The sequence below is a fragment of the Paraburkholderia sp. JPY419 genome (assembly GCF_050435705.1).
In the GTDB taxonomy this organism is placed as follows: domain Bacteria; phylum Pseudomonadota; class Gammaproteobacteria; order Burkholderiales; family Burkholderiaceae; genus Paraburkholderia; species Paraburkholderia youngii.
Genome location: NZ_JBNDKV010000004.1, coordinates 122,417 through 149,207 on the forward strand (window position 1 = coordinate 122,417; position 26,791 = coordinate 149,207).

Sequence of the window (26,791 nt, forward strand, 5' to 3'; positions counted from 1 at the left end):
CTTCATGGCCACTGGTATCGAGCTTCACGATCAGCGACGGCAACTGCTGCCATTTCGCCAGTCGATATTGGCGATGCTCGGAGTCGCGTCGGTTTCGATGCTGATCGCGCTCGACCAGACCATCGTTGGCACCGCGATGCCGCGCATCGTCGCCGAGCTCAAGGGTTTCGAACTCTATGCGTGGGTCGCGACGGCCTACATGCTTACGTCGGTCATCACAATTCCGATCTTCGGGCGCCTGGGCGATCTGTTCGGTCGCAAGCCCTTCATGCTGTCTGCCATCCTTGTCTTCACCGTCGCATCGGTGCTCTGCGGGATCGCGACCAACATGCTGTTTCTCGTGCTCGCCCGCGGTCTTCAGGGCATCGGTGGCGGCATCATGTTGGGGACGGTGTTCGCGACCGTCGCCGACCTGTTCCCCGATCCGAGGCTGCGCCTGCGTTGGCTGGTGTTCGTGACCTCGGCGTTTGGCCTTGCGAACATGGTCGGGCCAATGCTCGGGGGCATGCTGACCCAGCACGGAAGCTGGCGGCTCGTGTTTTTCGTCAACGTACCGGTCGGTGTGGTGGCGCTCTTCCTGGTGCGTGCTTTCCTTCCGCACTTGCGCCATGTCCGCGACGGTGCGCGGCTGCGCCTCGACTGGCTCGGCGCATTCGTCGTCGCCGTGACGTTCGGCGCGCTGCAACTGGCGATCGAGCTCGTGCCAAGGCAAGGATGGACTGCGTCTACGATCATACTGGCCGTGATCGTGCTGGCTTGTTCGCTGACGCTTTTTTTCTGGGAAAAGCGCATGGGCTATCCGATCATCCCCGTGGACATGCTGCTCGACCGCAAGCTCGGTGCGCTTTTTGCAATGTCAATGCTCGGCGGGTTCGCGCTGTTCTCTCTCGTTTTCTACGTGCCGCTGCTATTTCAGGGCGGCTATGCGATGTCTCCGCGTGCCTCGGGCATGCTGATCACGCCGCTCCTGCTCGGCACGACGGTCGGCAGCTTCATCAATAACCGCGTGGTCACGCGCATCCGGCGCGCCAACGCGATCCTCTACGTCGGCTTCGCGTTGTCCGCTTTTGCGAGCCTCGCGGTGGTCGTGCTGCGAGGCCACGAGCCGTACCTCGTGTGGATGGCGTGCATGGGCGCGAGCGGCCTGGGGTTGGGCCTAGTAGGCACGAGCCTCACGGTCTGCTCGCAGCAGATCGTCTCGCGAGACCATCTCGGCGCCGCCACGGCATTGCTGCAGTCGCTGCGCACATTCGGCGGCATGCTTGGCACGGTGATGACAGGCGCGCTGCTTGGGCACCTTTATACGATGGGCGTGAATCGCTCGCTGGATTCGTACCAGGCGGCGCAGTGGTTCAAGTCGTTTGCAAGTCCCGAACTGCTCGTGGACCGCGCCGAGCAGGCCGCGCTGATCAATCGCCTCGTCAGCGCCGGCCACGCGGGCGATGCGATGATGAACTCGGCGCGCAGCGCGCTCGTGGATTCGATCCACACTGGCCTCATCGTGGCAGCCGTGGCTGCGATGGTCGGCCTGTGTCTCGCGTGGTTCGTGCCGCCGGTGCGGGTCGGCTATCTCGAGGCGCAGCCACAAAATGGATGACGATGGATTACCGTGGTGTCGGCTGCTACCTGCGAGGTCGTACGATGGTTAGCGACATTCCGCGGGGGCTCGGGCGCACTCGTCGGTGCCGGAACAGGCGGGCTTACTTCGGCGCTCGCGTCGTGGCTGACCCAACGCACACAGGCTGGCGCGGAGTGGCGCGTGCATGAGCGCGCTCGGCTGCAGGACCTCTACACGGATTTCATCGAAGAAGCGACGAAGTGCTATGTCGACGCCCTGCGACACAACGAGCCGGACCTCTCAGGGCTAGGCAACCACCAGAACAGTATTCTGCGGCGGCGCTCGCATTTGACAGCAACGACGGCTACGCTTTGGCGCGCTTGCGCGCTGTGCGGGTCACCACAGGCTTTTCAGAGAGCATGCACTGCTGAATCACGCGCTGGAGATGATCCGGGCCGATCGTGATCGCGCTTAGCAACGTCATCAAGACGAAATCGATCAACTTAGGTATTGCGACCTTGGTGTCCGCCCTCGGTGCGCGGTTCGCCAGGATCAGCGTGGCGAGACCATGTTCCATGCTCCACGCGGCATGAGTCACTAGCTTTAGATCGGCATGGGCCCAGCCACTCTCGATAGCTAGTGCTTCAATCGTCTCGGAAAACAACCCAAAAGACCTGTTACTTTCCTCGGTGAGTTCTGGATACGCCTGATGCGCCACGATGCGAGGTCCGATCATCAGACCGAACAGTCCATTGTGGCGCTGCGCGAACTCAACATACACCCGCATCATCCGGTACGCTTTGGCAAGTGCGGTGTCGTCGCTGTCACGGATCGCAACGCGCAACGCAGCGAGGTCGCGATATCCACTCGCCGCGATCGTGGCCAGAAGTTCGTCGATACCGGCAAAATGTCGCGAGGGCGCGGCTTCTGATACACCCACCATTCGCGCGAGGTAGCGAAGACTCAAATCTTGTGCAGACACATCCTTGAGCGCGTTGCGCCCCGCTTCGATGAGCGCATTGCGCAGATTGCCATGGTGGTAATCCGCGTTCTTTGTGATAGATGACTTAGGACTCACGTGGCCTTCGTTGGTGGAGCAAAACAAGGAATCGATTATAAATTCTGCGCAAAGAGGCAAGCAATATCGCGGATGAGGCGCTAAACAAGCGAGCGTCACTACGCGCATTCTGGGGGCTTGGTGGCGTGGCTGGATGTCAGGCTCCAACGCATCCCCATCTGCTGCGAGCGTACAGCGCCGACTGCCGCCTTTCAACGCGCAACGCGGGCGCTTGCCATGACTACCCGGCGCCCTGTAGGCGTCGACTGTTCAAGTTGAGCATCGAACCGCTACGTCGTCAACGGGCGATCGGCTCCTGATAATGTGTTGCACGCCAAAAAGAAGAACCGCTACGCCGATTGCCTGAACACACGCAATCATTATGAACCCGCTCGCGTAAGTTCCAGTCGCGTCGCGGACATATCCGATAAGAAAGGGTGTAACGAAGCCTGCGACGTTGGCGACGGAACTGATCAACGGCACGCCGACCACTAACGACTTACCGCTGAGGAGGCCGACAGTCATTTGCCAGAAGAGCGTTATACCCGCTCCCGTTCCCGCGAAGCCCAGAGCAAGGAGGAAGAACGTCGCGATGGTGCTACTGTGCCATACGAAGACGAGCGCCGAAAGGCTCACCGCAGTAAAAAACGACGCCAGCGCACAGAAGAGCCGCCGACGCTGCGCACTGCCCCCGATGCTACAGATAAGCACATTGCCCAATGCCCCTAAAATGCAGGCACCCGCGACTGCACGGCCGATCTCTTTGTATCCGCCGAATCCCGCCTCGCGAAGTATCGTCGGGGAGTAGAAAAACAGTGCGGCCGTCGCGGCGAGGAGGGAGAAGTAGGCCGCGCTCAGGATCCAGACGGCGGGGTTGAGGAAAAGAGGCCGGTCCTCGTCGTGCGCATCGTTCATCGTTTCGGCGCTATTTCGGAGATCGTCCTCGACGAGCGTACGCTGGCGCGCCGAAAGCCACTTGGCGCCGCGAGGCAGATCCGGAAGTATCATGAACGCAACGCACGCCAACACGACCGTAGGGATGGCCTGAGCGAAGAACATCCATCGCCAGCCTTGAAAGCCGGCCAGTCCGTTCATGTGCTCTAGCACGAAGCCCCCCGTTAGGCCAACCGTGACCGTCGAGAAGAGCGACCCTGAATGGAAGATGCTGAAGTTGCGCGTGCGCCTTGTTCCCGGGAACCACGCATTGAAGTACAACACGACGCCGGGATAGAATCCGGCCTCGAACACGCCGAGCAGGAACCGCAATGCGTAGAACGTCGGTGCGCTATTGACGAACGTCATCGCGACACTTGTCAGGCCCCACGCGCCGGCGATACCAGCAAGCACGGCGCGTGCACCGAGCTTTTTTTGTAGCATCGTGGTAGGGACGCCGAACAGCACGTAGCCGACGAAGAAGAGGCCGGCGCCCAGTCCATAGATCGTCTCGCTGAATCGCAGATCCACGACCATTTGCAACTTCGCGAAAGCAACGTTCGAACGGCCGACCCACGCCAGCATCCATAAGCCAAACAGTATCGGCAGGATCCTCCACTGCGCCGAAGCGTAGGCCTTCCGAAGCAGGGCGTTGTCATCTATCGATGACGTCTCCACACGGGCTTGTTTCACCACTTCCATCCAGTCCTCCGACGAGTTGTGTTGATACCAGTAATGCGAGGCGTACTGCGGCGATCAAAGATCGTCCGTCACTTTCTGCAACTCACCCGGTTCCAGCACAACGGAAGCGTCGATCCTATTCGTCGATGGCGGCGGCCCACCGACCAGAATGCCGCTCTCAATTGCATTGCGGATTTCGGCATCCGCGAGGCCCGCTTCGCGGAAAACCTGCTCGTTGTGCTCGCCGCGAAATGCGGGCGCGCTGCGCATTCCAAGCTCGTCATCTGAAAAGTGCCATGGATAGCCGTGTATCAGATATGAGCCGCCCCGGCGATCCGAAATCTCGTGCACCGCACTCCATTGCTTCGCCCAATCGGTCTCGGCCAACTCCTTCAGCGTACGAATCTGGCCAATCGCGATCTTGGCCTCGTCGAGTTGCGCATCGAGCGTCTTCAGATCGCGGAATGACCGCATCCAGGTCTGGATCACTGCGTGCAATGCCTTGTAGTTCCGCAGGCGGTGCTCAGCGGTGCAGAAACGCGGATCGTGCGCCAGGTCCATACGACGCATCGCCTTCAGGTAATTCGGAAACGTGTTGCTGCCGACGATGCTTTGCGCCGCCACAAACTCTTCGCCACCCGGGCCGATGAAATGAGGGCCGTCGGCGGCACCGAGGATGCCCGGCTCCGCGCCCGTATCGACACCCGCGAGATCGAGGTGAGCGCGCTCGTTGATCGACAGCATCACGGCCGCCATCGCGACGTCGATGTATTGGCCGCGTCCGGTGACTTCACGCTTGCGCACTGCCGCGAGCACGGCGATGGTCGCTTGCAGGCCCGCATAGACATCCGCGTGCGACAGGGGATCGGTCCATTTACGGCCGTCGCCGGCGTTATCGAAATGTCGCAGTGTGTTGTGCGTGAATCCCGTTTCGGCTTGCACCGTCGGCGCATAGGCCATGCGCGACGCCCATGGACCGTGTTGGCCGTAGCCCGTGATCGAAACGTAGACCAGCTTGGGATTGCGCTGCGCGAGTGTCGCGTAGTCGAGTCCGAAACCCTTGAGCGTGCCAGCCCGAAAATTCTCGACGACGATGTCGGCGTCGTCACACAGGCGTAGCACGAAATCACGTGCGCCCGGTGCGTTCAGATCGATGCTGATGTTGCGTTTGCCGCTATTTTGCTGAGCGTAGTAGCCGGACATGCCGTCGCGATTCGGAAACGCGGCGCGCGACACGTCGGGTCGCGGTGGCTCGATCTTGATCACATCGGCACCAAGATCGGCTAGCGTCCGCGCGCACAGCGGGCCGGCCAGCACGCGGGAAAAATCGACGACCTTGAGTCCTTCGAGCGGTCCGGTCATGTCAATTCCCTTCGAAAATAGCGGAGCCAGGACCAGTCTGATCGAAGGCCTCCAGTCCGCGTTTAAGATCCTGCGACGCCCAGATCGGCTTTTGCAACTCGAACATCGCTTCGTCGGCGGCGGCAACGCCCTCATTGACCGCAACACGCACGAGTTGCTTGGTGGCGGCATGCGCGACGGTCGGGCCGGCGGCCAGTTCCTGCGCAATCGACAGCGCCACTTCATCGAGCTTGTCGTCGGGCACAACGAGATTGATCAGGCCCCAGCGTTCGAGCGTGACCGCGTCATACCGGCGACCGAGCAACGCGAGTTCTTTCGCGCGAGCCGGACCGGCTCGCATCACCTGACGCTGGATGCCGCCGAGCAGCGGGTGCAAACCGAGTGCGACCTCAACCGAGCCGATCTTGGCCGATTCGGCGACGACGCTGAAGTCACAGGCGAGCGCCACTTCGAATCCACCGCCTAGGCATGTTCCGTTCACCGCCACAACAATCGGGATCGGTAGTGTCTCGAAGCCACGCAGCACCTCGAGCGGATCCATCAGCGCTTTGCCTTGCGTGGCAATGCGATCGGGAAAAAGCGCCACTTCAGCGCCGGCTGAGAAGTGCCGCAGACCACTGCGCAGCAGGATCGCGCGCGAGCCGCGTTTCACTGCCTGATCGAATTCATCGAGCAGGGCGCGATACAACGTCGGTCCCATCAAGTTGTGCGGGCGACGGTTCATTGTAAGAACCGTCACGGGGCCTTTGTTTTCTCTCTGAACAAGTGCTTCGTCCATTCTTTGCTCCATTTCGTCAGATTCGGACATTTCCACATCCACATGTTAACAAGCATAACATCGCAATAAACCATTGATGTCGGCATTCTCTTGTTGAAAAAAGGTGACAACCAAAGAGATTATTTCCCGTGCCGTAGCGGCAATAATCAGGCTACGGCGTGATACGAGGCGCGGTATGTGACGCGATATAAGTACTATGGCGAACCGAGATGGCCTTAGCGGTTACTTCGAAACTTCTCAATCTTCGAGACCGGCGACTACGCGCGCATCTCTTTCAGCGCCGTCTCCCAATACCGCTAGCGCTTCCTGATAAGCCTCACTCTGAAACGTGGCGAGAGCCCGCTCGAAGCTCGGGAATTCGACCACGACGGTGCGTTCTTTGAGGCCGGCCTGAAATGCAACGACTTCGCCGCCCCGCACCAGAAATTTTCCACCCGCCGCTTTCACCACCTGTGTCGCGAGGACACCGTACGCCGCGAGTTTGCTTGCGTCATGGACCGCCCGATAAGCCGCCACCCAATATCCTTTTGCCATTTCGCTCTCCGGTTGAACGTACGTACAAATGTTAACGGCACAAACATCAATATCAATGAGGGTTTTTCCTGGCTAAAAAGGCTGGCGCGGATAGGTGTTAACGGTGTTAGCATGTGCCGACGCATTGACTCGATGCCATTTTTTCGTGGAGAACTTCATGCCGTACACGACTATCAATCCTGCAACCGGCGAACTGCTTGCCACCTACGACGACATATCCGACGAGTCGCTGGAAACGAAGCTCGCTGCCGCGCAGCGCGCGTTCGAAACTGACTGGCGCCGTCGTCCCGTCAGCGATCGGGCGCGCATCATGTCGCGCGCGGCGGCGCTGTTGCGCAGGAAGGCCGACGAATATGCGGGCTATCTGACGCTGGAAATGGGAAAGCGTGGCGGCGAAGCGCGCAAGGAAGTGGAATCGTCTGCAAATATTCTCGACTACTACGCAAAGCATGCGAGCACCTATCTGCAACCCCGTCCACTCGCGGAAGCGCCCGGCGCAACCGTGCACATCGAGCCAATCGGCGTGCTTTTCGGGATCGAGCCATGGAATTTTCCGTACTACCAGATCGCGCGCGTAGCCGGCCCGCAACTGATGGTCGGCAACGTCCTGCTGCTCAAACATGCGGAAAGCGTTCCGCAATCCGCATTGGCCTTTGCGCGGTTGTTCGAGGAAGCGGGCGCGCCCGAAGGCGTCTATACGAATCTGTTCATTTCGATCGACCAGGCGGGGCGAGTCATTGACGATCCGCGCGTCCAGGGCGTGACACTGACGGGCAGCGAGCGCGCCGGCGCTGCCGTTGCAGAGCGTGCCGGCCGGAATCTGAAGAAAGTCGTTCTCGAACTGGGCGGCAGCGATCCGTTCATCGTGCTCGAGGATGCGCCGCTCGATTGGGCGATTCAAAGCGCGGTCGCGGGGCGAATGCTCAATGCGGGTCAATGTTGCGTAGGATCCAAGCGAATCATCGTGGTCGGCAAGGCGCGCGGCGACGCTTTCCTCAAAGGCTTCGCAAAGCAGATGGCCGCGCTGTCGACGGGCGATCCAGCCGATCCAGCCACCGCAGTCGCACCGCTGTCCTCCGAGCGCGCATTGAATCTGCTGCTTGAGCAAATCGATCGCGCGGCTTCGCATGGCGCGTTCATCGTGTGTGGCGGAAAGCGCGTCGAGCGCCCGGGCTTCTATTTGCAGCCGACTGTCCTGACCGACATCTCGCCACAGAATCCCGTATTCGCCGAAGAGTTGTTCGGCCCGGTGGCCGCCTTTCACGTCGTCGAGGACGAAGCAGCCGCAATTGCGCTTGCCAACGGCACGCCGTACGGTCTCGGTGCGTCGGTATTCACTGCGGATACCGAGCGCGGAGAGCGGGTCGCCGCGCAGATCGACAGCGGCATGGTGTTCATCAATCAGCCGTTCGGCACGGCGGCCGAACTGCCGTTCGGTGGTGTCAAACGTTCAGGCTTTGGCGGGGAGCTGTCTCAGTTGGGCTTCGACGAATTCGTCAACAAAAAGCTGATCAGGGTTGCACCCGTTGGGGCGGCGCCGTTCGGCCCCGCGCGGGCCGCATGAACGCACGATGGCATTGCTCAATTCCCACCTTTTTGAACGAACATCATGACAGGCAAGACGATTATCAGTTGTGCACTGACAGGAAGCGACGATACACCGCGGCTGAACCCCGCAGTGCCCGTGAGGCCTGAGCAAATCGCCAATGAGGCCATCGCTGCGTGTGAAGCGGGTGCGAGCATCGCGCACATTCACGTACGGGATCCCAAAACAGGCGCTCCGAGCACTGAGTTGTCGCTTTATGGTGAAGTCGTCTCGCGCATCCGCGATAGCGGGTGCCCGATTTTGATCAATCTGACGACGGGCCCAGGCGCACGATTCGTTCCCAGCGACGAAGACCCGAATCGGGGAAGCGAACTGAGTACGATGATGACGCCCGAGGCGCGCGTGCGGCATGTGCTCGAGTTGCGTCCGGAAATCTGCACCCTGGACATTGCGACGATGAACTTCGGCAGTCGCGCATTCGTGAACGTGCCCGACCATCTGATCAAGATGGCAACCTTGATTGAAGAAGCGGGCGTGAAGCCAGAAATCGAGGTATTCGATCTGGGCCACGTGCGGCTGGCGCGCCACCTGATCGAAACGCAGGGCCTTCTGCAGGCTCCGCTGTTTCAGCTGTGTCTTGGCGTGCCATGGGGCGCGTCCGCCGACACCGAGAGCCTTCTGCAGATGAAACGCTATCTGCCCGAGAACGCCCGCTGGTCGGCATTCGGCATCTCGCGCGCTCAATTTCCAATCGTGGCGCAGAGTGTGATTCTGGGAGGACATGTCCGCGTCGGCCTCGAGGACAACCTTTATCTTGCCAAAGGGGAACTGGCGCCGGGCAACGCCGCACTGGTCAAACGCGCGGTCAGTATCGTCAGAAGCATTGGCGCGGACGTGGCAACACCTGACGAGACGCGCAAAATACTCAGCCTTCCTCATCGTCAATAGATGCGGGACTGAATTCACTAAAAATGCTGCGTTGCGAAAGCATTGGTTTCACACGGTAGCCTATCCTTTGGCTATTCATACCGCCGCCTCACTCATGTCTGGTTCATCCTTTGTTTCAGGGGATCTGGATGCTCTGGAATAAGGAACGCGGCATCTATCGATGCATGGAGAGAAAAATGCCTTTGTGGAATATCTATCATCCCGTCGGTGCCTACACGGCAGAAGACAAGCAGGAGATGGCGAAGCGAATTGCCGACATTTACATCATCCCCCGCTTCTACGTCGGTGTACTGTTTCACGAACAGCCGAAAGACTCCTTCTTTATGGGGGGAGTGTCGCGGGACGATTTTGTCAGAATCCGATTAGATCAATTCGCCAGGCACATTGCCAAGGACCCCGTGTGGACTGAGTCGTGGTTGCGCAAGGCGAACGCTGCGATTGCGCCATTTGTCCAGGAGCGGGGCTATCACTACGAGCTGCACGTCGGCGAAACGCCGCGAGAACTGTGGTTGATCGATGGAATTCGACCACCTCGGCCTGACACGGAAGCTGAGAAGAAATGGAAGCTGGAAAACCGGGCGTCGCCATATGAGCCGAGCGAGGGTTGAGTGCATTAGTCAGATCCGAAACTAGCCGGGGCGTGAACTCAATCGACTGCGGTGAAAGCCGGGCTTTCGCCGCAGTCTTTCTACAGGTATCGCTCGATATCAAAACGGAGATTTGTTTGTGTGGCCCGAATTTTTCCACGGTTAACCGGAGCGATTTTCGGACGGGCTCGACCCGGGCAGCGCGATAAACCGACCGCCACGCGTCCTATTGACCACCTCTTACTATTCGCCCTGGAAGTGCGGCCGTAGCAGTACGCGTAGCCATGCAGCGAGTCGCCGTCCGTCGTGAAAGTGTCTGGCACCCATCGTTGCCAAAGGGCGCGAGCCGTTGGGCATCGTACGTTCATACCTACGCAGGTGAAGGAGACAGTAAGGCCCTGATATTCGAACGCAACGGGGAGCCGTCAGAGGTGGTTCACTGGCGTGATGCGGCCGATCCCACGCCCGGGCCGGACGAAGTCCGCGTGAGGATGCTGCTGGCGCCCGTGCACCCGTCCGACCTGCACGTCATCCGTGGTCGTTTCGCCCGCGAGCGTCAGCCGGAACTGCCGGCTTCACCGGGATCCGAGGGCGTCGGCATCATCGACGCCGTGGGCAACGACGTGCCTCGCACGCGGATAGGCGAGCGTGTCGTCTTGCTGGACGTGCCCGGAACCTGGAGAGAGCAGGTTATTAGTCCGGCCGACCGTGCGATACCTGTACCGCAGGCGATCTCCGACGAGGACGCAGCACAGGCCCTCATCAACCCGATGACGGCATGGGCGATGACGATGAGCGAGCACCAGCTCGGGCGCGGCGACTGCCTTGTGCAGAGCGCGGCCGGCTCGACGGTCGGTCGGCTCGTCCTGCAGATCGCGAAAGCGCAGGGGTTCCGCACCATCAACCTCGTTCGCCGCGAAGAGCAAGTCGCGGAAATCAAGGCGCTTGGGGGTGACGTCGTGCTATGCACTGCGGACCAAAACTGGTCCGAGCAGTTGAAGACGGCCACTGGCGGCAATGGCATCGCGAAGGCGATTGACTGCGTCGCCGGCCGCACGGGCGCCGCGCTTGGCTGCTGGCTTCATACTTCTATAAGGTCGGGGAAGAGAAGTTTTACCTTAACGGGTTCTATAAAGATCGAGGTCAGGACGAACAGGAATGGACCTACGCCTATGTGCCGGGTCCACGCATGCCGAATGCCAGAGTCTACATTCTTGTAAATTCGCGTACGGCGTCTGCTGCAGAAGGTTTTGCGTTCGCGATGCAAAATCTCAAACGCGCCACTATCTTCGGACAGCGTACTTACGGGGCTGGAATTGCCGTTGCGTACATCGAACTGGGACACGGATTGAGAATGGTCCTTCCGGTGAAAATGGTGGTTGCCCCTCACTCCACGGTGGGATGGGAAGGCAAAGGCGTGGTACCCGACGTCGCCGTCCCTGCAGGTGAGGAGAGAGCTGCAGCTATCGCGCTTGTGAGAGATTCCCTGCATGGAGCACCTTGAACCGTTCTATTCGGCAAGCAGGCTCGGTGCACTGATCGTGCGACCCGTTCCAGCGTCGTAGTCCGGAACCGGATCGATCACGGCGCATGGGGTGCCGGCGTAAGCGATATGGCTCAAGATGCCGGTCGCGGTGTCGTAGAACGATTCAACATTGGGAATCATGGAATTTCATGAAGCGTGTTGAATCATTTGCAAGTGGCTCGAACAAGAAGGAACTCGCGACCGGTTTGAGCGGCTGCGTGCACGGCCCGCTTTTCGGTGTAGCGCCCGATATGTACGAACTCGAATCCTGCGTCGGAGCACGTCCTGCGATATGTCAGCGGATCGTACACACGAAAGCCGTGCTCGGCGAACGGCATGGCGAGCGAAGCCTCGGGCGTCATGGCGGCGATGACCAGCACGCCGTCGTCGCTCATCACCCGACGTATCCTCCGCAACGCGGCTGTGAGATTTGGCCAGAAATAGACGGAATTGATCGAAATGGCCCTGTCGAATGCGTCGTTTTCAAAGGGCATGTCCGTCACGCTGGCGGTTTCGAGGTGAAGCTGTCCACTCTCGATTAATTTTGCGTTGCGCGAACGAGCGGCCGCGATCATGGTGGGCGATGTGTCAATGCCGGTCAGCGTCAGAAAAGGTGCGAGGGCGAGCGCCGAGGCGACATGTCCGCCGTTTCCGAGTCCGATTTCGAGCATTCGATCTCCCGCTTGCGGATCAAGCTTGCGGTAGGCCGCGTCGATCAGGCCTGCGTTGACGCGTTCCATCATATTGCCGACAACTTTTCCGACTGCTCCGGTGGGGCAGCGCAATTGCGAAAGCAGCGCGTCGCGGACAAGTTCGTCGACCATCCCGGCTTCGATCGGTTCAGGTTTGCAAGTCACGTTGGATTCCTTTGGTTCGAGCGTGGGCCGACCGTATCGAGCAAGCGAGCACGACGGCAACATTGACGAAAAGCGCGAGCACGGCGGCATAGGCCGGCACGGCGACGCCAGCCAGAGGCAAGGTGAAGCTGGCGCTGCGAAAGCCGCTTTGCGCGACCATCGATGTGCCGGTGGTGAGGCCGGCCACGAGGCCTGCGAAAAGGCTTCGGGCACGCGCCGAGGGCACGAACAGGCCGAACACGACAGCGGGCAGCGTTTGCGTAATCCAGATGCCGCCCAATACTTGCAACTGGATTGCGAATTGAACGGGTACGAAGAGCACGAAGGCGAGCGCGCCGAACTTGACGAACAGCGAGGCTTTCTGTGCCACCCGCGTCTCCTGCGCGGCGGAGCAGTCGCGGGCGGCGAACGGCCGCCACACGTTGCGAGTAAGAGGTTCGCTGCAGCAATCGACATGATCGCGGCGGGGACCAGCGCGCCGATGCCGATCGCCGCGAAGGCTATACCGGTGAACCAGGGCGGGAAGACGTGCTGGAACAGCGCAAAGACCGCGAAGTTGGGCCCGTATTGTTTGAACTGGGCTGCATACTCGGGCATTGCACCGACGCCCGCGACAAGCGCCATCACGCCGAGCAGCGCGACGAACACGAGCATCAGCGAATACGCGGGAAGCAGCGCCATGTTGCGGCGAATGACACGGTCGGAGGACGACGCCAGGGTCGCGGTCATTGCGTGCGGATACAGCAGCAATGCGAGCGCGGATCCGAGTGCGAATGTCGCGTAGCTCGAGTGGCCATTGAGGCCAGTGGCGTCCGGTGCCTTGAGCAGCAGCTTCGCTGCGGGCAAGGTTTCGAACATATGCCCGAAGCCGCCGAGCCTTGCAGGAATGACGGCGATAGCGCCGATGACGGTCGTATAGATCAGCAGGTCCTTGGCCACCGCGATGATGGCTGGCGCGCGAAGGCCGCTCGACCACGGGTAGATGGCAAGCACGCCGAACGCGACGAGAAGCGGTAACTCGCCCTGCCACCCGTGCGTGGGAAAGCCGAGCGCGCCCAACGTGACCTGAATGCCCACAAGCTGCAAGGCGATATAGGGCATGGTGGCCAGAATGCGGTCAGCGCGATTCCGAGCGCAAGCGGCCGGCTCCTGAATCGGTGTTCGACGAAGTCGGCGACCGTCTTGTGTCCGTGCTGGCGTGCAGCGCGCCATAGGCGCGGCAGCACGAGGAAGCCGAGCGGAAATGCGATGGCGACGTTCGGAATTGCAAAGCATCCCGCGGCTCCCGCGGCGAATACGAAGCGCGGGTACGGCAACGAAGGTGTACGCCGTGTACAGGTCACCGCCGATCAGAAACCAGCTCATGAGCGTGCCGAAGCGCCGGCCAGCCAGTCCCCATTCCTGAATACCGGAGAGATCGGCACGCCGCCATCGTGACGCAAACATGCCGGGCATGCTGACTAGGACGAACAGTGCAACGAAGACGAGGATAGGCGTGCTCATGCCGTGTGCCCCTCTTCGTACGCCGGATTCTCGCCCACCGGTTCGGGAGCAGCTGGTACGTCGAGGACATTGGCCATGCCTGTACGAAGCGCGCCAGCAAGAACGCAGGCGGCTTGCCACCAGTAGAAGAAGGGCCAGCCGCCACAGCCAGTACATGCGCTGGGCGAGAGGGAAACAAAGGCGCCGGAGAGTGGAGGGTGTACCGGCATGCTTACGTGCATCTCATGATGGCTTTCGGCGCTTCCTCACAGAGATCCATCGACTTCATGGATTTGAGTCTACCCACATCTCACCGTCGGAAAACTAGCGCAAACACAACTCATTTGCGCCTCACGGAAACAATCGATTTGCGCGCTCCATTGCCACGACTGCTACCCAGGGAAATTTTTCAGAGTGCACGCTATGGCGCGGCGTCTGCCAGGCGAAACCGTCTGGCATATCAGTCAATCGTTCGATCATCGTTTCCTGATGGAGACAGTCAAGTGCGTCAGAAGGGTTTTTCGGTCGATGGTTGCTTCTTATGATGACGCTCGAATGGTTGGCCGTGACTGTCGTGACGAGAATGACATATTTTGTGGCGCGGGAATATCGATCGCGAGGCTGGTCCACCTCTGACGCTGCTGGAAGCAACAGTGCTCCCTCGCAGCATCGTGGCGCGCCGCCGATGCTATTGACGCGCATCGGCGGCGTATGGGAAAGCGTCCTTCGACCCGGCGACCCTGGCCAGAAGGATCTGGATTCAAATCGGAATTGGTATGCAAATGATTTATGAGCGAATGACGTCCGGAAGAACAGGGCGGAGACTTCACGGTTTTGTGCCTGCAGGAATGATCTGGAAGCGGATTGCAGCGCTTGTCCTGTACGTCGCGTTGGCAACGTGCCTGACTGGCAACGCACATGCGGGGAGCGGGGCGCTCCTGAACGTATCGTATGACTCGACGCGCGAGCTGTATCAGGACGTCAACCGGGCGTTTGGCAAGACATGGCAGGCGCGGACCGGCGAGACGGTGGCCTTCAATCAGTCGCACGGCGGCTCGGGCGCGCAGGCGCGCTCGGTCCTCGATGGCCTGCAGGCCGACGTCGTGACGCTCGCGCTCGCCTACGACATAGACGTGCTGGCCGAGCGCGGCCTCATCGACAGGAACTGGCAGAAGCGCCTGCCCGACAATGCGTCGCCCTACACGTCGACGATCGTGTTTCTCGTGCGCGAGGGCAATCCCAGGCACATCAAGGATTGGGACGACCTCGTGAAGCCCGGCGTCTCGATCGTGACGCCGAACCCGAAAACCTCAGGCGGAGCGCGCTGGAACTACCTCGCGGCCTGGGCGTACGCGGTGCACCAGCCGGGCGGCAATGCGCAGGCGGGTAAGGCGTTCGTCACGGAGCTGTACAAGAACGCGGGCGTGCTTGATTCGAGCGGACGAGGCGCGACGACGAGCTTCGCGCAGCGCGGGATCGGCGACGTGCTGATCGCCTGGGAAAGCGACGCGTTTCTCGCGCGCAAGGAGTTCGGCGCCGACAGGTTTGAAATCGTCGTGCCGTCGGCGAGCATTCTCGCGGAACCGCCGGTTGCAGTGGTGGACAAAGTGGTCGACAAGCGCGGCACGCGCAAGGTCGCCGAGGCCTACCTGCAGTTTCTCTATAGCGAGGAAGGGCAGGAGATTGCCGCGAAGAACTTCTACCGTCCGCGCTCGAATAGGGTGCCGCCCGTGCTCACGGACAGGTTCCCGAAGCTCAAGCTGTACACGGTTGACGACACGTTCGGCGGCTGGGCCAATGCGCAGAAGACGCACTTCGCCGACGGCGGCGTATTCGATTCGATCTACCAGCCGCAGTAAGGCGCGAGGCCCCGGCTGGCACGACCGGGACGTAAGGGGACGCGCGCGTCGCGACGCGCCAGCCCGCTGATCGGCTTCATCGAGCCGCACCTGAAAGAGCATCAACATGACGACCTTCACTTTTCGCAAGCCGAGCGCGCTGCCCGGCTTTGGCGTGACGCTTGGTATCACGGTGGCGTATCTGAGCCTCGTGGTGCTGATTCCGCTCGCCGCGACGTTCCTGAAGACAGCCACGCTGCACTGGAATCCATTTGTGTACGCGGTTAGCGCGCCGCGCGTGCTGGCGTCCTACCGTCTGACGTTTTCCGCCGCGTTCGGCGGCGCACTGCTGAACGCCGGGTTCGGCCTGCTCGTCGCGTGGGTGCTCGTGCGCTATCCATTTCCGGGCAAGCGCATCGTCGACGCCGTGGTCGATTTACCGCTCGCGCTGCCGACCGCGGTGGCCGGCATCTCGCTTGCCGCCGTCTATTCGCGCAACGGATGGATCGGCCGGTTCCTCGAGCCGCTCGACATCAAAGTCGCGTTCACGCCGCTCGGCGTGCTCATCGCGCTGACATTCATCGGCCTGCCGTTCGTCGTGCGGACGGTGCAGCCGGTACTCGAAGAGTTCGAGCGCGAGCAGGAGGAGGCCGCCGCGTGCCTCGGCGCGTCGCGCTGGCTCACATTCCGGCGCGTCGTGCTGCCGGCGCTCGCGCCCGCGCTCCTGACCGGCTTCGCGCTCGCGTTTGCGCGCGCGCTTGGGGAGTACGGCTCGGTGATCTTCATCGCGGGTAACGTGCCGATGAAATCGGAGATCATGTCGCTCCTCATCATCACGAAGCTCGAGCAGTACGACTACGCGGGCGCGACGGCGCTCGCGGTCGTGATGCTGGTCGCCTCGTTTCTGATGTTGCTCATGATCAACACGCTGCAATGGTCATTGCAGCGGCGCACGAGCCGGATGGCGTCCTCCGCGCCGGCGAGCGCCGCGCCCGTGGCCGAAGGAGGCACGCGATGACCCGGCCCGCAACCAAAACCGCAGGGTCCGCCGCGCGCCGTCCGGACCCCGTCACGGAACGGCGCGCGGTCCGCTGGCTCCTGACCGGCACGGCGCTAGCGTTCCTCGCGCTTTTTCTCGTCGTGCCGCTCGCGGCCGTCTTCTATGAGGCTTTTGCAAAGGGCGTCGGCTTCTACCTCGCGTCGCTCGCCGATCCCGACGCATGGTCCGCGATCAGGCTCACGCTCTTCGTCGCGGCGGTCGCCGTGCCGCTGAATCTCGCGTTCGGAATTGCGGCGTCGTGGGCGATCGCGAAGTTCGAGTTCAGGGGCAAGGCGCTCCTGACGACGCTGATCGATCTGCCGTTCTCGGTCTCGCCGGTGATCTCGGGGCTCCTCTATGTGCTGATGTTCGGCGCGCAAGGGTGGTTCGGCACCTGGCTTGCCGGTCACGATGTGCAGATCATCTTCGCGGTGCCGGGCATCGTTCTCGCGACCATCTTCGTGACTTTCCCGTTCGTTGCGCGCGAGCTGATCCCGCTCATGCAGGCGCAGGGCAGCGACGAGGAGGAGGCCGCACACGTGCTCGGCGCGTCGGGCTGGCAGATCTTTCGCCGCGTGACGCTGCCGAACGTCAAATGGGGCCTCCTGTACGGCGTGATTCTCTGCAACGCCCGCGCGATGGGCGAGTTCGGCGCGGTCTCTGTCGTCTCGGGACACATCCGCGGCCAGACCGATACGATGCCGCTCCACGTCGAGATCCTTTACAACGAGTACAACTTTTCGGCCGCGTTCGCCGTGGCGTCACTGCTCGCGCTGCTCGCGCTCGTGACGCTCGGCCTGAAGCTGCTCGCCGAGCGTGGGATGGCGCGGGAGCGTTCGCTTGCCGACGGTGCCGGCGAGGGCGCGGCGAGCGTCGCGGGCGCCGCCGTCCGCCCGCAGGCCGCCGTCACGGTGCGCGGCGCCACCCAGCTGGTCCAATAAGGAGGAATTCCACCATGGGCATTACCGTTCGCAACCTGCAAAAGCGCTTCGGCAACTTCACCGCGCTTAACGACGTGTCGCTCGATTTTCCGCCGGGTGAACTCGTCGCGCTGCTCGGCCCGTCCGGCTGTGGCAAGACGACGCTCTTGCGGGTGGTTGCGGGACTCGAGCATGCCGATGCGGGGCAGGTCGTGCTGCAAGGGCAGGACGTCGGCCCGGTCGGCGCGCGCGAGCGGCAGATCGGCTTCGTGTTCCAGCATTACGCGCTGTTCCGGCACATGACTGTGTTCGAGAACGTCGCGTTCGGGCTGCGTGTGAAGCCGCGCGGGCAGCGTCCCTCGGAGTCGGCGATTCGCGACAAGGTGCGCGAGCTGCTGCGTCTCGTGCAGCTCGACGGGTTCCCGCAGCGCTATCCGTCCGAGCTGTCGGGCGGCCAGCGGCAGCGGACCGCGCTCGCTCGAGCGCTCGCCGTCGAGCCGAAGGTGCTGCTGCTCGACGAGCCGTTCGGCGCGCTCGACGCGAAAGTCCGCAAGGAGCTGCGCAGCTGGCTGCGACGCCTGCACGACGAGCTCCATATCTCGACGATCTTCGTCACGCACGACCAGGAGGAGGCGCTCGAGGTGGCCGACCGCATCGTCGTCATGAACCACGGGCGCGTCGAGCAGGCCGGCGCGCCGCAGGACTTGTACGACCGTCCGCGGACGTCGTTCGTCTACGAGTTCCTCGGCGCCGCGAATCGCCTGAGCGGCCGCGTCGAAGCAGCCGGCTTCGTCGCGGACGGCGCGGCGCAGCCGATCTCGGTCACCGCCGACTTCTCGGGGCCGGCGCGCGCTTACGTGCGTCCGCACGATCTGGCGCTTTACCCGCGCGCCGGCGCCAGCGGGGAGCGCGAAGTGCCAGATGGCGGTATCGTCGTCAACGTGCGGCGTGTCATGACCTTCGGCGGCTCGGTGCGCGTCGAGCTCGAAGTCCGCGGCGGCAACTTGCTCAAGGCCGAGCTCGATCGCGACGCCTGGCGCGCGCTGCGGCTCGAAGTCGGCGACGGCGTCACCGCCGTGCCTCGCTTGCTACGCGTGTTTCGCGCGATTTGAGTTCCCTGAGGCAGCATGGGTGCGCATGGCACATTGTCGTTGCGGATGGTGTTGGGAATAGTAAATTGAACGTACGGTGTTCTCCTCGCAGCCCGGAGAATCACTTGAACTGGAATCCCCCCTTGCAAGAGGTGAAGTGATGAAGCACCCATTGACGGTCGGAGGAGTCATCGCGCCGGACTCTCAACTTGCGCAGAAGGCGGCCTCCCTGGTCGAGCAGATCCATTCGTCAGCATTGCTGCACCACGTGCACCGGACATGGTGGTTCGCCGAATTCATCGGCAAGAAACGGGGAATGAAATACGACCGCGAACTGGTGTATCTCGCAGCCCTGCTGCACGACCTCGGACTCACATCACAGTACGCGGGTGAGCAGCGATTCGAAGTCGACGGTGCGGATGCCGCCAGCCGCTTTCTCGAAGGCAACCACTATCCCACGGACAAGGTTGACTTGGTCTGGGATGCGATCGCACTGCATACGTCGGCGGGAATTGCAGATCGCAAGCAACCGGAAGTTGCGCTGATTCATTTCGGCACCCATGTCGATGTGTTTGGGCTGCGTCTCGACGAAATCACGCCTTCGCTTGTCGACGAAATTCTGGAGCTGTATCCGCGCGTGGGAATGAAGACCTCGTTCATCGAAGCGCTGACCGCAGTGGTCGCTCGCAAGCCTCATACTGCAATCGGTACGGGGCTCGTGGATATTGGACACCGCCACGTGCACGGCTTCTCCTGCCCCAACGTGTGCGATCTTATCGAGAACGCGCCATTTGATAGTTGATACACCCCGGCTTTTCAACTGCGCCAGATGCATCATGGGATCTGCGGGCGCGAGTGGCGATGCGCACCTATGCTGCGATGCCAAGAACGAACGCATTCGCGACCAGGACCAACAGCACCAGGATCGCGGGCAGAAGGCGTATGGCGATTGATCCGGCATTGCGCTTGCGCGAACTGGACGTGTTGAGTCTTGCTTGATTTCGCAGCTGGAAGGGTCCTCAAAGCAAGTCGCGCGACAAACGGCCGACCGCCGCAGCGAGGCGGTCCGATCTCGCGTCAACGGTTTTCATTGGCGATCAGCAATGCCGCGTTCAATAGGCAGCAGCGATCGGCAGCAGCAGATAGCGCATGAGTTCGATCTCTTCGTCGGTCGGCACGACAGATGTCGCGCCGGTATCCGCGGACGGCGGTATTGCCTCTCCATCGATGCATCCGCCGTTCGCCGCTTCCGGGTCGGCGCACAACGCGATGCCGCCGCCAGGACGGGCGCGCCCAAACAACAGGCGCAGCGCCTTGATCACGAGCCCCCCTCCACGAAATGGGCTTCTTCGACCGGAAGCCGCGTCATGAGGCGGCCATTGTTGTCGGCGGCGAGCGGATGTCCGCCGTGCAGATTCACCCGCATCGCAGGGTATAGCAGCGCGGGCTCCTTCAGCGTGGATCGCGCGTCGTTCGCATCGCAACGAACTCGCTTTCGCCGATGCCCTCTCGCACATGAATATTGTGTTGACGTTGTTCGGCGATCGTCGCCGAAAAGCGCACGCCTCGCCTCGCAGGCGGGTAGTCGTGACAGACGAATGCGCGAGTCGATGCGGGCAGCGCCAGCAGCCGCCGGATCGACACATAGAGCGTTCTCGCGTCGCCACCCGGGAAATCGCAACGCGCCGTGCCGAGGTCGGGCATGAACAACGTATCGCCAACGAACAACGCATCGCCAATCAGATAGGCCATGTCGGCGGGCGTCTGTCCCGGCGTCGGAATCGCGCGCGCCCGCAGCGTGCCGAGCGCGAACTCCTCGTCAGGGCCGAACAGATGATCGAAACCGTGTTCGTCGGCGAGATCGAACGTCGCCGAGAACAGCGAACGCACGTCGGTGATACGCTCGCTGATCGCGATGGTTCCGCCCACGTGGCGCTTCAACTCGACCGCGCCCGACAGATGATCCGCATGCGCATGCGTTTCGAGAATCCATGTGACATCCAGTTGGTACTCTCGGATAAACATGACGATGCGATCGAGCGAGGCCGTCGATGTGCGTCCCGACACCGCGTCGTAATCCAGCACGGAATCAATTACGGCGCAGGACGAACCGACGCCCGCATAAACGACGTGACTGACGGTGCCCGTCACTACGTCGTGAAAGGATTGAACTTGAGGAAGCATAGATAATCTCCTGACACGCGATGCACTACATGCACGAGGCACGCACGAGAAAAAACGTGCGTTGCATATCGGGCGCGGCATCGGTTACCACTCGCCGATGCGCTATGAGCAACTTCATGACGAACACAACCGAATCTGCATCAATGGCGAGTTGCCCACCGCCGGCCGACGTCGTGGTCGTAATAGGCGACCCGCCGACCGGCCGTGCACAACTCGCGGCACTGCCCAAACCGGAGGGAATCAGCCCGATCAAAAGTCAACCGCTTAACCGCCCACGGAAGCGGGTCATCTCCAGCCAAGAAAAGACAGATGCGCTGGACCGACGAAGGGGCGCACTGCATGGTACAGGTTAGGGTTGCCGTATTGAGCGGCGAATTCTCACCTCGTCGCATCTCGGAGTTGAAGATTGCTTCTTCGGATCACGGCAAATCCAACGGAGCACAGTCGGTGGGCTGGCAATGGCCAACGGACAGAGCTGAGCGCGAATCCATGGGATAGACTGTTGACGCTTGGGCTACTGCGCAACACACGGTACTGGCCCGCGAAGATCCAAAGGCCGCCGAGCAGTTGCGCGCGTTTCTGGCGTCGGCAACGCTCACCAAACCGAGCGACGTCGAGATCACCGTCAAGGATTCGGCTGGTACCCGTCCTGCTTTTCGGCTAATTTGACGCGGCTATCTGTCGCCTTGACACTGCCTACACCGTGCGAAGCCCTTTTTCAAAGGCCGCAATCCCCCAATTCAGAGGCGAGCAGACATGTATTCCGTTCAATCCCCGATCACGGCCGGGCGCGCCACGGCAGAGTCGGTTCGCGCACTCAGGAAAATCATCATCGCGTCGGTGGCCGGCAACGCGATGGAGTGGTACGGCTTTTTTGTATGCGGCACGGCCGCCGCGCTCGTGCTCGGGCAACTGTTCTTTCCCGCGCACGCGGACCCGCTGATCGGCACCATCGGCGCGTTCGCCGCATTCGCGATCGGCTTCGTCGCGCGTCCGCTCGGCGGCATCGTGTTCGGGCATGCCGGCGATCGCTACGGACGGCGCGCGTCTCGCGCACTACCAGGCTTAACTGGCCGGTAGCCATGTTCCTGATCGTGCTGGGTCTCATCACCGTCGTGACGCTGAAGTTCACGCACGAACGTGTCAGCCATAAAGCTTCGCCCGGCTGTCGTCGTGGAAGCCTTCGCGCGGTGACGCGCAGCGCACGAAGGCTTCGCTTTGGCGCGTACGGTCCGGGGTAACGGAGTGCGGTAACATGGCGCTCCCCCCAGCCCCGGTCCTCATGTCAGCGCATGAAAGTCGACACCACCACCGTTCGTCTCATCGTCGCCATGGTCGAAGAGGGCAGCATCTCGCGGGCGGCCAACCGGTTGGGCCTTGCCGTCGCGGCGGCGTCGCGGCGAGTGACGGATCTCGAGGAGCAACTCGGCACGAAACTCTTCAGACGCGTGCCGCATGGGGTAGAAGTGACCGAATCGGGCGGCAAGCTGCTCGGGTATCTGCAGCAGGTCGACACGCTGGTTGACCGGCTCGCGAGCGAGGCGCAGGCGCTCGTGAGCGGCTTCGACGGGCGCATCGTCATCGGCGCGCCGAAAGCCGTGATCATCGAATTTCTCGCCGCGGATATCGCCGCGATCCAGCATGCCTATCCAGGCATCTCGCTGAAGATTATCGAAGAGAACAGCCGCATCGTGCAGCAGATGTTGCGCGACAAAATGATCGACATCGGCGTCTATGAAAAGAAGAGCGGTTTCCTCGACCTGCCGCAATTGCGCTATCGCGAGGACCGGCTGGTGCTCGTGTATAGCCGCGCACATTTCAACCTTGATCCACAGCCCGTTTCGCTCGACGCATTGCTCGAACTGCCGCTTGTCAGTCTCGGCAAGGGCTCGGCGATCCTCGCCGCCGTGCAGCGCGCGTTCCACAGCCGCGGCCGCCGCTTCGATTGCGACTATCTGGTCAACGGCTTCGACACGATGCTCGCAGTCGTGCGGCATGGGCTCGGCGTGGGTCTGATGCCGCCCGACGTGCTGCGCAGCTTCCATCCCGAGGACGGCCTCGGCGTCGTCGAGCTCGCGGGTGACTGGCATCAGCGCAGTTACGTGCTGTCTTGCGTGGAAGGTCATGCGCAGGCGCAGACGCTGCGCCGCGTCGAAGCCGCGCTCACCGCCGGACCGCGCGTGTCCGGTCGCTGAAGCATGAGCGCGGTCGTCGCCGCCCTCGACGCCCTCGACGCGCTCGGCGCCCTCGCACACAGAGCACCCCCTTTCGTCTTTTGCGAAACCAGGTATGACCGTCGCGTTCTTGCGGCGGCACCCTCGCGTGCGCGACAGTTGACGCACGCCAACACGGTGCTGCAACGGGCCGCTGCGCGACGTGCATTGCGCGAGCGCAGACCGGCCGGAAAAACAGGAGACGACATGACGCAAAGCCACGCACAGGAACCCTCCAACGACGACACTGACACGCCCGAGCGGCCTTTGCCGCTGCAAGGCATCCGCGTGCTCGACGTCAGTCAGGTGATGGCCGGCCCGTTCGCCTGCATGATGCTCGCCGATCTCGGCGCCGACGTCATCAAGATCGAACCGCTCGGAGGCGACCAGACCCGCGGCGCGATGGGCTTCAAGATGAAAGGCCCGGACAGCATGGGCTTTCTGAACATGAACCGCAACAAGCGGTCGGTTGCGCTGGACCTGAAGACCGATGAAGGGCGCGAGTTTTTCTACAAGCTGGCCCGGACCGCCGACGTGATCGTCGAGAACTATCGGCCGGGTGTGGTTCAGCGACTGCGGATCGACTACGAGACGATCCGTGAAATCAACCCGAAGATCGTCTACGCGAGCATCTCGGGCTTCGGTCAGAGCGGCCCGTGGTCGCAACGTCCCGGCTTCGACCTGATGGCGCAGGCGATGTCCGGCGTGATGAGCGTGACCGGCTACAAAGGCGGCAAGCCGGTGAAGGCCGGCGTGCCGGTGGCCGACATAGGCTGCGCGCTGTTCGCCGTGTACGGCGTGCTGTCCGCTTATATCGGCGCACAGCAGACCGGGCAGGGGCAGCACATCGACGCGTCGCTGTTCGATTCGGCGATGGCCTTTTCCATCTGGGACATGTCGGATTACTGGGGAACGGGTGTCGAGCCGACGCCGCTTGGCACCAGCAACAAGATGAGCGCGCCGTATCAGGCCGTGAAGGCGCGCGATGGTTACTTCGTGATGGGTGCAACCAACCAGAAGCTGTGGTCGCGTCTTTGCGAACTGCTGGAGCGGCCCGATCTGCTGACGAATCCCGAGTTCGAAACCGTATCACTGCGCCTGAAGAACCGGGAAGCGCTGATCGAATCGCTCGAGACGTCGTTCGGCAAGCGCGACTGCGAGGAATGGATCGAGACGATGCTTGCCGCCGGCATTCCTGCCGGTCCGATCCTGTCGTATCCGCAAGCCTTCGGCAGCGAACATGCGCAGTATCGCCGCATGTGCATGGAGATCGACCATCCGGTTGAGGGCAAGGTCAAGAACATCGGCTTTCCGGTGAAGATGCTCGGTACGCCGCAGCGCGTGCGACGCCATCCGCCCCGGCTTGGCGAGCACAACGACGAGCTTTACGCAGAGATCAACGGGGCGGCGAAATGAGCGAAGCGCCGAGTGAGAAGGTCAGGCTCGAACGTCTGACGGAGTCGGTCGCGCAGATCGTGATCGACCGCCCCGAGCGGCACAACGCGATGTCGATGCCGATGTACGAGACTTTACTGGCGCTGATCGACCAATGCCGGGCGGACCAAACGGTGCGTTGCATCGTACTGCGCGGCGCGGGCGGCAAGTCCTTCGTTTCAGGCACCGACATCGACTACTTCCGCGACTTCACGACCGGCCGCCAGGGCGTCGAATACGAAGCGCTCGTCGAGCAGGTGATCGACGCGGTCGAGCGCATTGCGGTGCCAACTGTCGCCGCGATCGACGGTTGGGCGGTTGGCGGCGGACTCGCCATCGCCACCGCGTGCGACTTCCGCATCTGTGCGGAGGGTTCGCGCTTCGGCGCGCCGATCGCAAAGACGTTGTCGAACACACTGTCGTCGCGCAATCTTGCGCGGCTCGTGGCGGCATTCGGCGTGCCGCGCGTGAAGAAGATGCTGCTGCTATCTGATTTTCTCAGCGCCGCCGAAGCGCACGCGTGCGGCTATGTGTACGACGTGACGGCGAAAGAGGAGGTCGGCAACGCGGCGCGCGCGCTCGCCGAGCGGCTCGTTGCGCTCTCGCCCGTTACGCAGCAGGCGGTCAAGGAGAGCTTGCGGCGCATCGTGATTGACCAAAGCCTCGCCGACGATGATCTCGTCGAGCGGGTATACGGCAGCCAGCGATTCCGCGACGCCGTCGCTGCATTCGGCTCGGGAACGCCGAAGGGCTGAGCGTCCGGGATTGCACACGCAATGGCGTGGTTTCACCACAAAAAATAAATGACATCTGGAGGACGACACATGAAACGTCTGTCGCTGAAGGCCACGACCACCGTGCTGGTGATGTTGTGCCTGATGTATTTCATCACCTATGTGGACCGCGTCAACATCAGTACGGCAGCGGGGCAATTCAAGAGCGAGCTCGGTCTCAGCAATACGCAACTAGGCATCATCTTTTCGGCATTCGCGTATCCGTACGTGATTTTCCAGTTTATCGGCGGATGGGTCAGCGACCGCTTTGGCGCGCGCCGCACGCTGCTTGCCTGTGCGGCGATCTGGGCCGTGGCGACCGCGTTGACCGGCATGGCCGGCGGTTTCGCTTCGCTGATCGCGGCGCGTTTGCTGCTGGGTCTCGGCGAAGGCGCGACGTTTCCCGCGTCGACCAGCGCGATGGCCTCGTGGATCGCCCGTGACAAGCGCGGCATGGCACAGGGCATCACGCACTCGTCCGCGCGCCTCGGCAACGCCATCGCACCGATGCTGGTCCTCGCATTGATGACCGCCTTCAACTGGCGCTTCTCGTTCTATCTGCTCGGTGCGATGAGCGCCGTCTGGCTGGTTCTCTGGCATCTGACATACACGGAACGCCCCGCCGATCACCCGCGCATCACGCGTGCGGAACTGGCTAAGCTGCCGCCTCCCACGACGCGTCCGGTCGATCCGCGCGGCACGTGGATGCGCCTGTATAAACGCATGGCACCGATCTCGGCGGTGTACTTCTGCTACAACTGGATCCTGTGGCTGATGCTCGACTGGATGCCGCTTTACTTCATGCATACGTTCCATCTGAACATCAAAAAGGCCGTCGTGTTCACGTCAGGCGTGTTCGTCGCGGGCGTGATCGGCGATTTGGTCGGCGGCATGGTGAGCGACCGCCTGTTGCGCAGGACCGGCAACGTCAAGCTCGCGCGCAGCTATCTGGTGGCCTCGTGCATGGCGCTGACCGCTCTGTCGCTGGTTCCCGTCGTGCTGCTGCACGATCCGATGATTTCGCTGATCTTCCTTGCCGCGGCGATGTTCTTCAACGAAATGAACGTCGGCCCGATGTGGGCGATCCCGATGGACGTGGCCTACGACCGCTCCGGCACGGCCAGCGGCATCATGAGCGGCACCGGCTTTACCGCGGCGATCGTGAGTCCGGTCATCGCCGGGCTGGTCGCGGACCGCTTGCACAGTTGGGATCTGACCTTCGTGCTGTCGATCGGCGTGATGATATTCGGCATCGTGCTGAGCTTCTTCATGAAGCCGAACGTGCCGTTTTCGAACGACGCGACGCAGCCGCGCAGCGAATCGGAAAGCAAGCGGAAAGACGCGCTGCGGGGTGCGTGATACCTTGCCAGAATATAAACTACGTTGATGCTGTCAGGTTTTTTAATCTATTTGGCTTATCTGGTGTAGGGCGCTACTCTCGGCATATCGTC

At 61.8% G+C, this 26,791-nt stretch carries 24 protein-coding genes and 3 pseudogenes; 17 read left to right on the top strand and 10 right to left on the bottom strand.

The window, feature by feature from the left end:
- Positions 1-4 precede the first annotated feature (4 nt).
- Positions 5-1,597 carry an MDR family MFS transporter gene (locus QFZ91_RS29055; RefSeq protein WP_176384215.1) on the top strand — a complete coding sequence of 531 codons (1,593 nt, stop codon included), beginning with the start codon at positions 5-7 and terminating at the stop codon, positions 1,595-1,597.
- Between the two features lie 325 nt (positions 1,598-1,922).
- On the opposite strand, the gene QFZ91_RS29060 is transcribed toward QFZ91_RS29055, so the two are convergent.
- From QFZ91_RS29060 to QFZ91_RS29080, 5 genes are all read right to left on the bottom strand, one after another.
- A complete protein-coding gene (locus QFZ91_RS29060) occupies positions 1,923-2,636 on the bottom strand; it encodes a TetR/AcrR family transcriptional regulator (RefSeq protein WP_429569252.1) in 714 nt (237 codons plus the stop codon).
- Positions 2,637-2,885: 249 nt separating this feature from the next.
- On the bottom strand, positions 2,886-4,250 hold the full coding sequence (locus tag QFZ91_RS29065) for an MFS transporter (RefSeq protein ID WP_429569253.1): 1,365 nt from the start codon (positions 4,248-4,250) through the stop codon (positions 2,886-2,888).
- A 54-nt stretch (positions 4,251-4,304) separates the two neighbouring features.
- Positions 4,305-5,591, bottom strand: coding sequence for a CaiB/BaiF CoA transferase family protein (locus tag QFZ91_RS29070; RefSeq protein ID WP_429569254.1), 1,287 nt, complete (start codon positions 5,589-5,591; stop codon positions 4,305-4,307).
- Position 5,592: 1 nt separating this feature from the next.
- The gene (locus QFZ91_RS29075; protein WP_429570896.1) at positions 5,593-6,399 is read right to left on the bottom strand and encodes an enoyl-CoA hydratase/isomerase family protein; all 807 of its coding nucleotides are present in this window, start codon (positions 6,397-6,399) and stop codon (positions 5,593-5,595) included.
- A 207-nt stretch (positions 6,400-6,606) separates the two neighbouring features.
- Positions 6,607-6,903: a DUF1330 domain-containing protein gene (locus QFZ91_RS29080; protein ID WP_429569255.1), complete on the bottom strand. Its 297-nt coding sequence runs from the start codon at positions 6,901-6,903 to the stop codon at positions 6,607-6,609.
- A gap of 157 nt (positions 6,904-7,060) precedes the next feature.
- On the opposite strand from QFZ91_RS29080, the gene QFZ91_RS29085 reads away from it, so the two are divergent.
- From QFZ91_RS29085 to QFZ91_RS29105, 5 genes are all read left to right on the top strand, one after another.
- Positions 7,061-8,467 carry an NAD-dependent succinate-semialdehyde dehydrogenase gene (locus tag QFZ91_RS29085; RefSeq protein WP_429569256.1) on the top strand — a complete coding sequence of 469 codons (1,407 nt, stop codon included), beginning with the start codon at positions 7,061-7,063 and terminating at the stop codon, positions 8,465-8,467.
- Positions 8,468-8,512: 45 nt separating this feature from the next.
- Positions 8,513-9,397, top strand: a complete 885-nt coding sequence (locus QFZ91_RS29090) for a 3-keto-5-aminohexanoate cleavage protein (RefSeq protein WP_429569257.1) — start codon at positions 8,513-8,515, stop codon at positions 9,395-9,397.
- Positions 9,398-9,525: 128 nt separating this feature from the next.
- Positions 9,526-10,005, top strand: coding sequence for a tautomerase family protein (locus QFZ91_RS29095; protein ID WP_429569258.1), 480 nt, complete (start codon positions 9,526-9,528; stop codon positions 10,003-10,005).
- 263 nt (positions 10,006-10,268) lie between these two features.
- The gene (locus QFZ91_RS29100; protein WP_429569259.1) at positions 10,269-11,204 is read left to right on the top strand and encodes a zinc-dependent alcohol dehydrogenase family protein; all 936 of its coding nucleotides are present in this window, start codon (positions 10,269-10,271) and stop codon (positions 11,202-11,204) included.
- A complete protein-coding gene (locus QFZ91_RS29105; protein ID WP_429569260.1) occupies positions 11,174-11,488 on the top strand; it encodes a S41 family peptidase in 315 nt (104 codons plus the stop codon). The genes QFZ91_RS29100 and QFZ91_RS29105 overlap by 31 nt, the downstream gene beginning before the upstream one ends.
- Before the next feature lie 6 nt (positions 11,489-11,494).
- Here QFZ91_RS29105 and QFZ91_RS29110 read toward each other — a convergent pair whose 3' ends face one another.
- From QFZ91_RS29110 to mctP, 3 genes and pseudogenes are all read right to left on the bottom strand, one after another.
- Positions 11,495-11,650 carry a hypothetical protein gene (locus QFZ91_RS29110; RefSeq protein ID WP_368715066.1) on the bottom strand — a complete coding sequence of 52 codons (156 nt, stop codon included), beginning with the start codon at positions 11,648-11,650 and terminating at the stop codon, positions 11,495-11,497.
- A gap of 23 nt (positions 11,651-11,673) precedes the next feature.
- Positions 11,674-12,456, bottom strand: coding sequence for a class I SAM-dependent methyltransferase (locus QFZ91_RS29115; protein WP_429569261.1), 783 nt, complete (start codon positions 12,454-12,456; stop codon positions 11,674-11,676).
- Positions 12,350-13,869: pseudogene (mctP, locus tag QFZ91_RS29120) on the bottom strand (monocarboxylate uptake permease MctP). The gene QFZ91_RS29115 and the pseudogene mctP overlap by 107 nt, the downstream one beginning before the upstream one ends.
- An 827-nt stretch (positions 13,870-14,696) precedes the next feature.
- Here mctP and QFZ91_RS29125 point away from each other — a divergent pair.
- The 5 genes from QFZ91_RS29125 (at position 14,697) to QFZ91_RS29145 (ending at position 19,538) form a co-directional block, all read left to right on the top strand.
- Positions 14,697-15,707, top strand: a complete 1,011-nt coding sequence (locus QFZ91_RS29125; RefSeq protein ID WP_429570897.1) for a sulfate ABC transporter substrate-binding protein — start codon at positions 14,697-14,699, stop codon at positions 15,705-15,707.
- A 106-nt stretch (positions 15,708-15,813) separates the two neighbouring features.
- Positions 15,814-16,704 (top strand): sulfate ABC transporter permease subunit CysT, encoded by an 891-nt coding sequence (gene cysT / locus QFZ91_RS29130; protein ID WP_176384199.1) that lies wholly within the window; start codon positions 15,814-15,816, stop codon positions 16,702-16,704.
- Complete coding sequence (gene cysW / locus QFZ91_RS29135; protein ID WP_429569262.1) at positions 16,701-17,666, top strand: sulfate ABC transporter permease subunit CysW; 966 nt, start codon at positions 16,701-16,703, stop codon at positions 17,664-17,666. The genes cysT and cysW overlap by 4 nt, the downstream gene beginning before the upstream one ends.
- 14 nt (positions 17,667-17,680) lie before the next feature.
- A complete protein-coding gene (locus QFZ91_RS29140) occupies positions 17,681-18,757 on the top strand; it encodes a sulfate/molybdate ABC transporter ATP-binding protein (protein ID WP_429569263.1) in 1,077 nt (358 codons plus the stop codon).
- Between the two features lie 139 nt (positions 18,758-18,896).
- Positions 18,897-19,538, top strand: a complete 642-nt coding sequence (locus QFZ91_RS29145) for an HD domain-containing protein (protein ID WP_429569264.1) — start codon at positions 18,897-18,899, stop codon at positions 19,536-19,538.
- Positions 19,539-19,848: 310 nt separating this feature from the next.
- On the opposite strand, the gene QFZ91_RS29150 is transcribed toward QFZ91_RS29145, so the two are convergent.
- Together QFZ91_RS29150 and QFZ91_RS29155 are read right to left on the bottom strand one after the other, a co-directional pair.
- The gene (locus QFZ91_RS29150; RefSeq protein WP_429569265.1) at positions 19,849-20,058 is read right to left on the bottom strand and encodes a hypothetical protein; all 210 of its coding nucleotides are present in this window, start codon (positions 20,056-20,058) and stop codon (positions 19,849-19,851) included.
- A pseudogene (locus tag QFZ91_RS29155) lies at positions 20,055-20,920 on the bottom strand (MBL fold metallo-hydrolase). The gene QFZ91_RS29150 and the pseudogene QFZ91_RS29155 overlap by 4 nt, the downstream one beginning before the upstream one ends.
- A gap of 756 nt (positions 20,921-21,676) precedes the next feature.
- Between QFZ91_RS29155 and QFZ91_RS29160 the strand changes: the two are divergent.
- From QFZ91_RS29160 to QFZ91_RS29185, 6 genes and pseudogenes are all read left to right on the top strand, one after another.
- Positions 21,677-21,970, top strand: a pseudogene (locus QFZ91_RS29160) (MFS transporter); the annotation flags it as partial.
- A 32-nt stretch (positions 21,971-22,002) separates the two neighbouring features.
- Positions 22,003-22,161 (top strand): hypothetical protein, encoded by a 159-nt coding sequence (locus QFZ91_RS29165; protein ID WP_429569266.1) that lies wholly within the window; start codon positions 22,003-22,005, stop codon positions 22,159-22,161.
- A gap of 51 nt (positions 22,162-22,212) precedes the next feature.
- The gene (locus tag QFZ91_RS29170) at positions 22,213-23,115 is read left to right on the top strand and encodes a LysR family transcriptional regulator (RefSeq protein WP_429569267.1); all 903 of its coding nucleotides are present in this window, start codon (positions 22,213-22,215) and stop codon (positions 23,113-23,115) included.
- 225 nt (positions 23,116-23,340) lie between these two features.
- Positions 23,341-24,549 (top strand): CaiB/BaiF CoA transferase family protein, encoded by a 1,209-nt coding sequence (locus QFZ91_RS29175; RefSeq protein ID WP_176384191.1) that lies wholly within the window; start codon positions 23,341-23,343, stop codon positions 24,547-24,549.
- The gene (locus QFZ91_RS29180; protein WP_368715069.1) at positions 24,546-25,322 is read left to right on the top strand and encodes an enoyl-CoA hydratase; all 777 of its coding nucleotides are present in this window, start codon (positions 24,546-24,548) and stop codon (positions 25,320-25,322) included. The genes QFZ91_RS29175 and QFZ91_RS29180 overlap by 4 nt, the downstream gene beginning before the upstream one ends.
- Positions 25,323-25,391: 69 nt before the next feature.
- A complete protein-coding gene (locus QFZ91_RS29185; protein WP_429569268.1) occupies positions 25,392-26,699 on the top strand; it encodes an MFS transporter in 1,308 nt (435 codons plus the stop codon).
- Positions 26,700-26,791 lie beyond the last annotated feature (92 nt).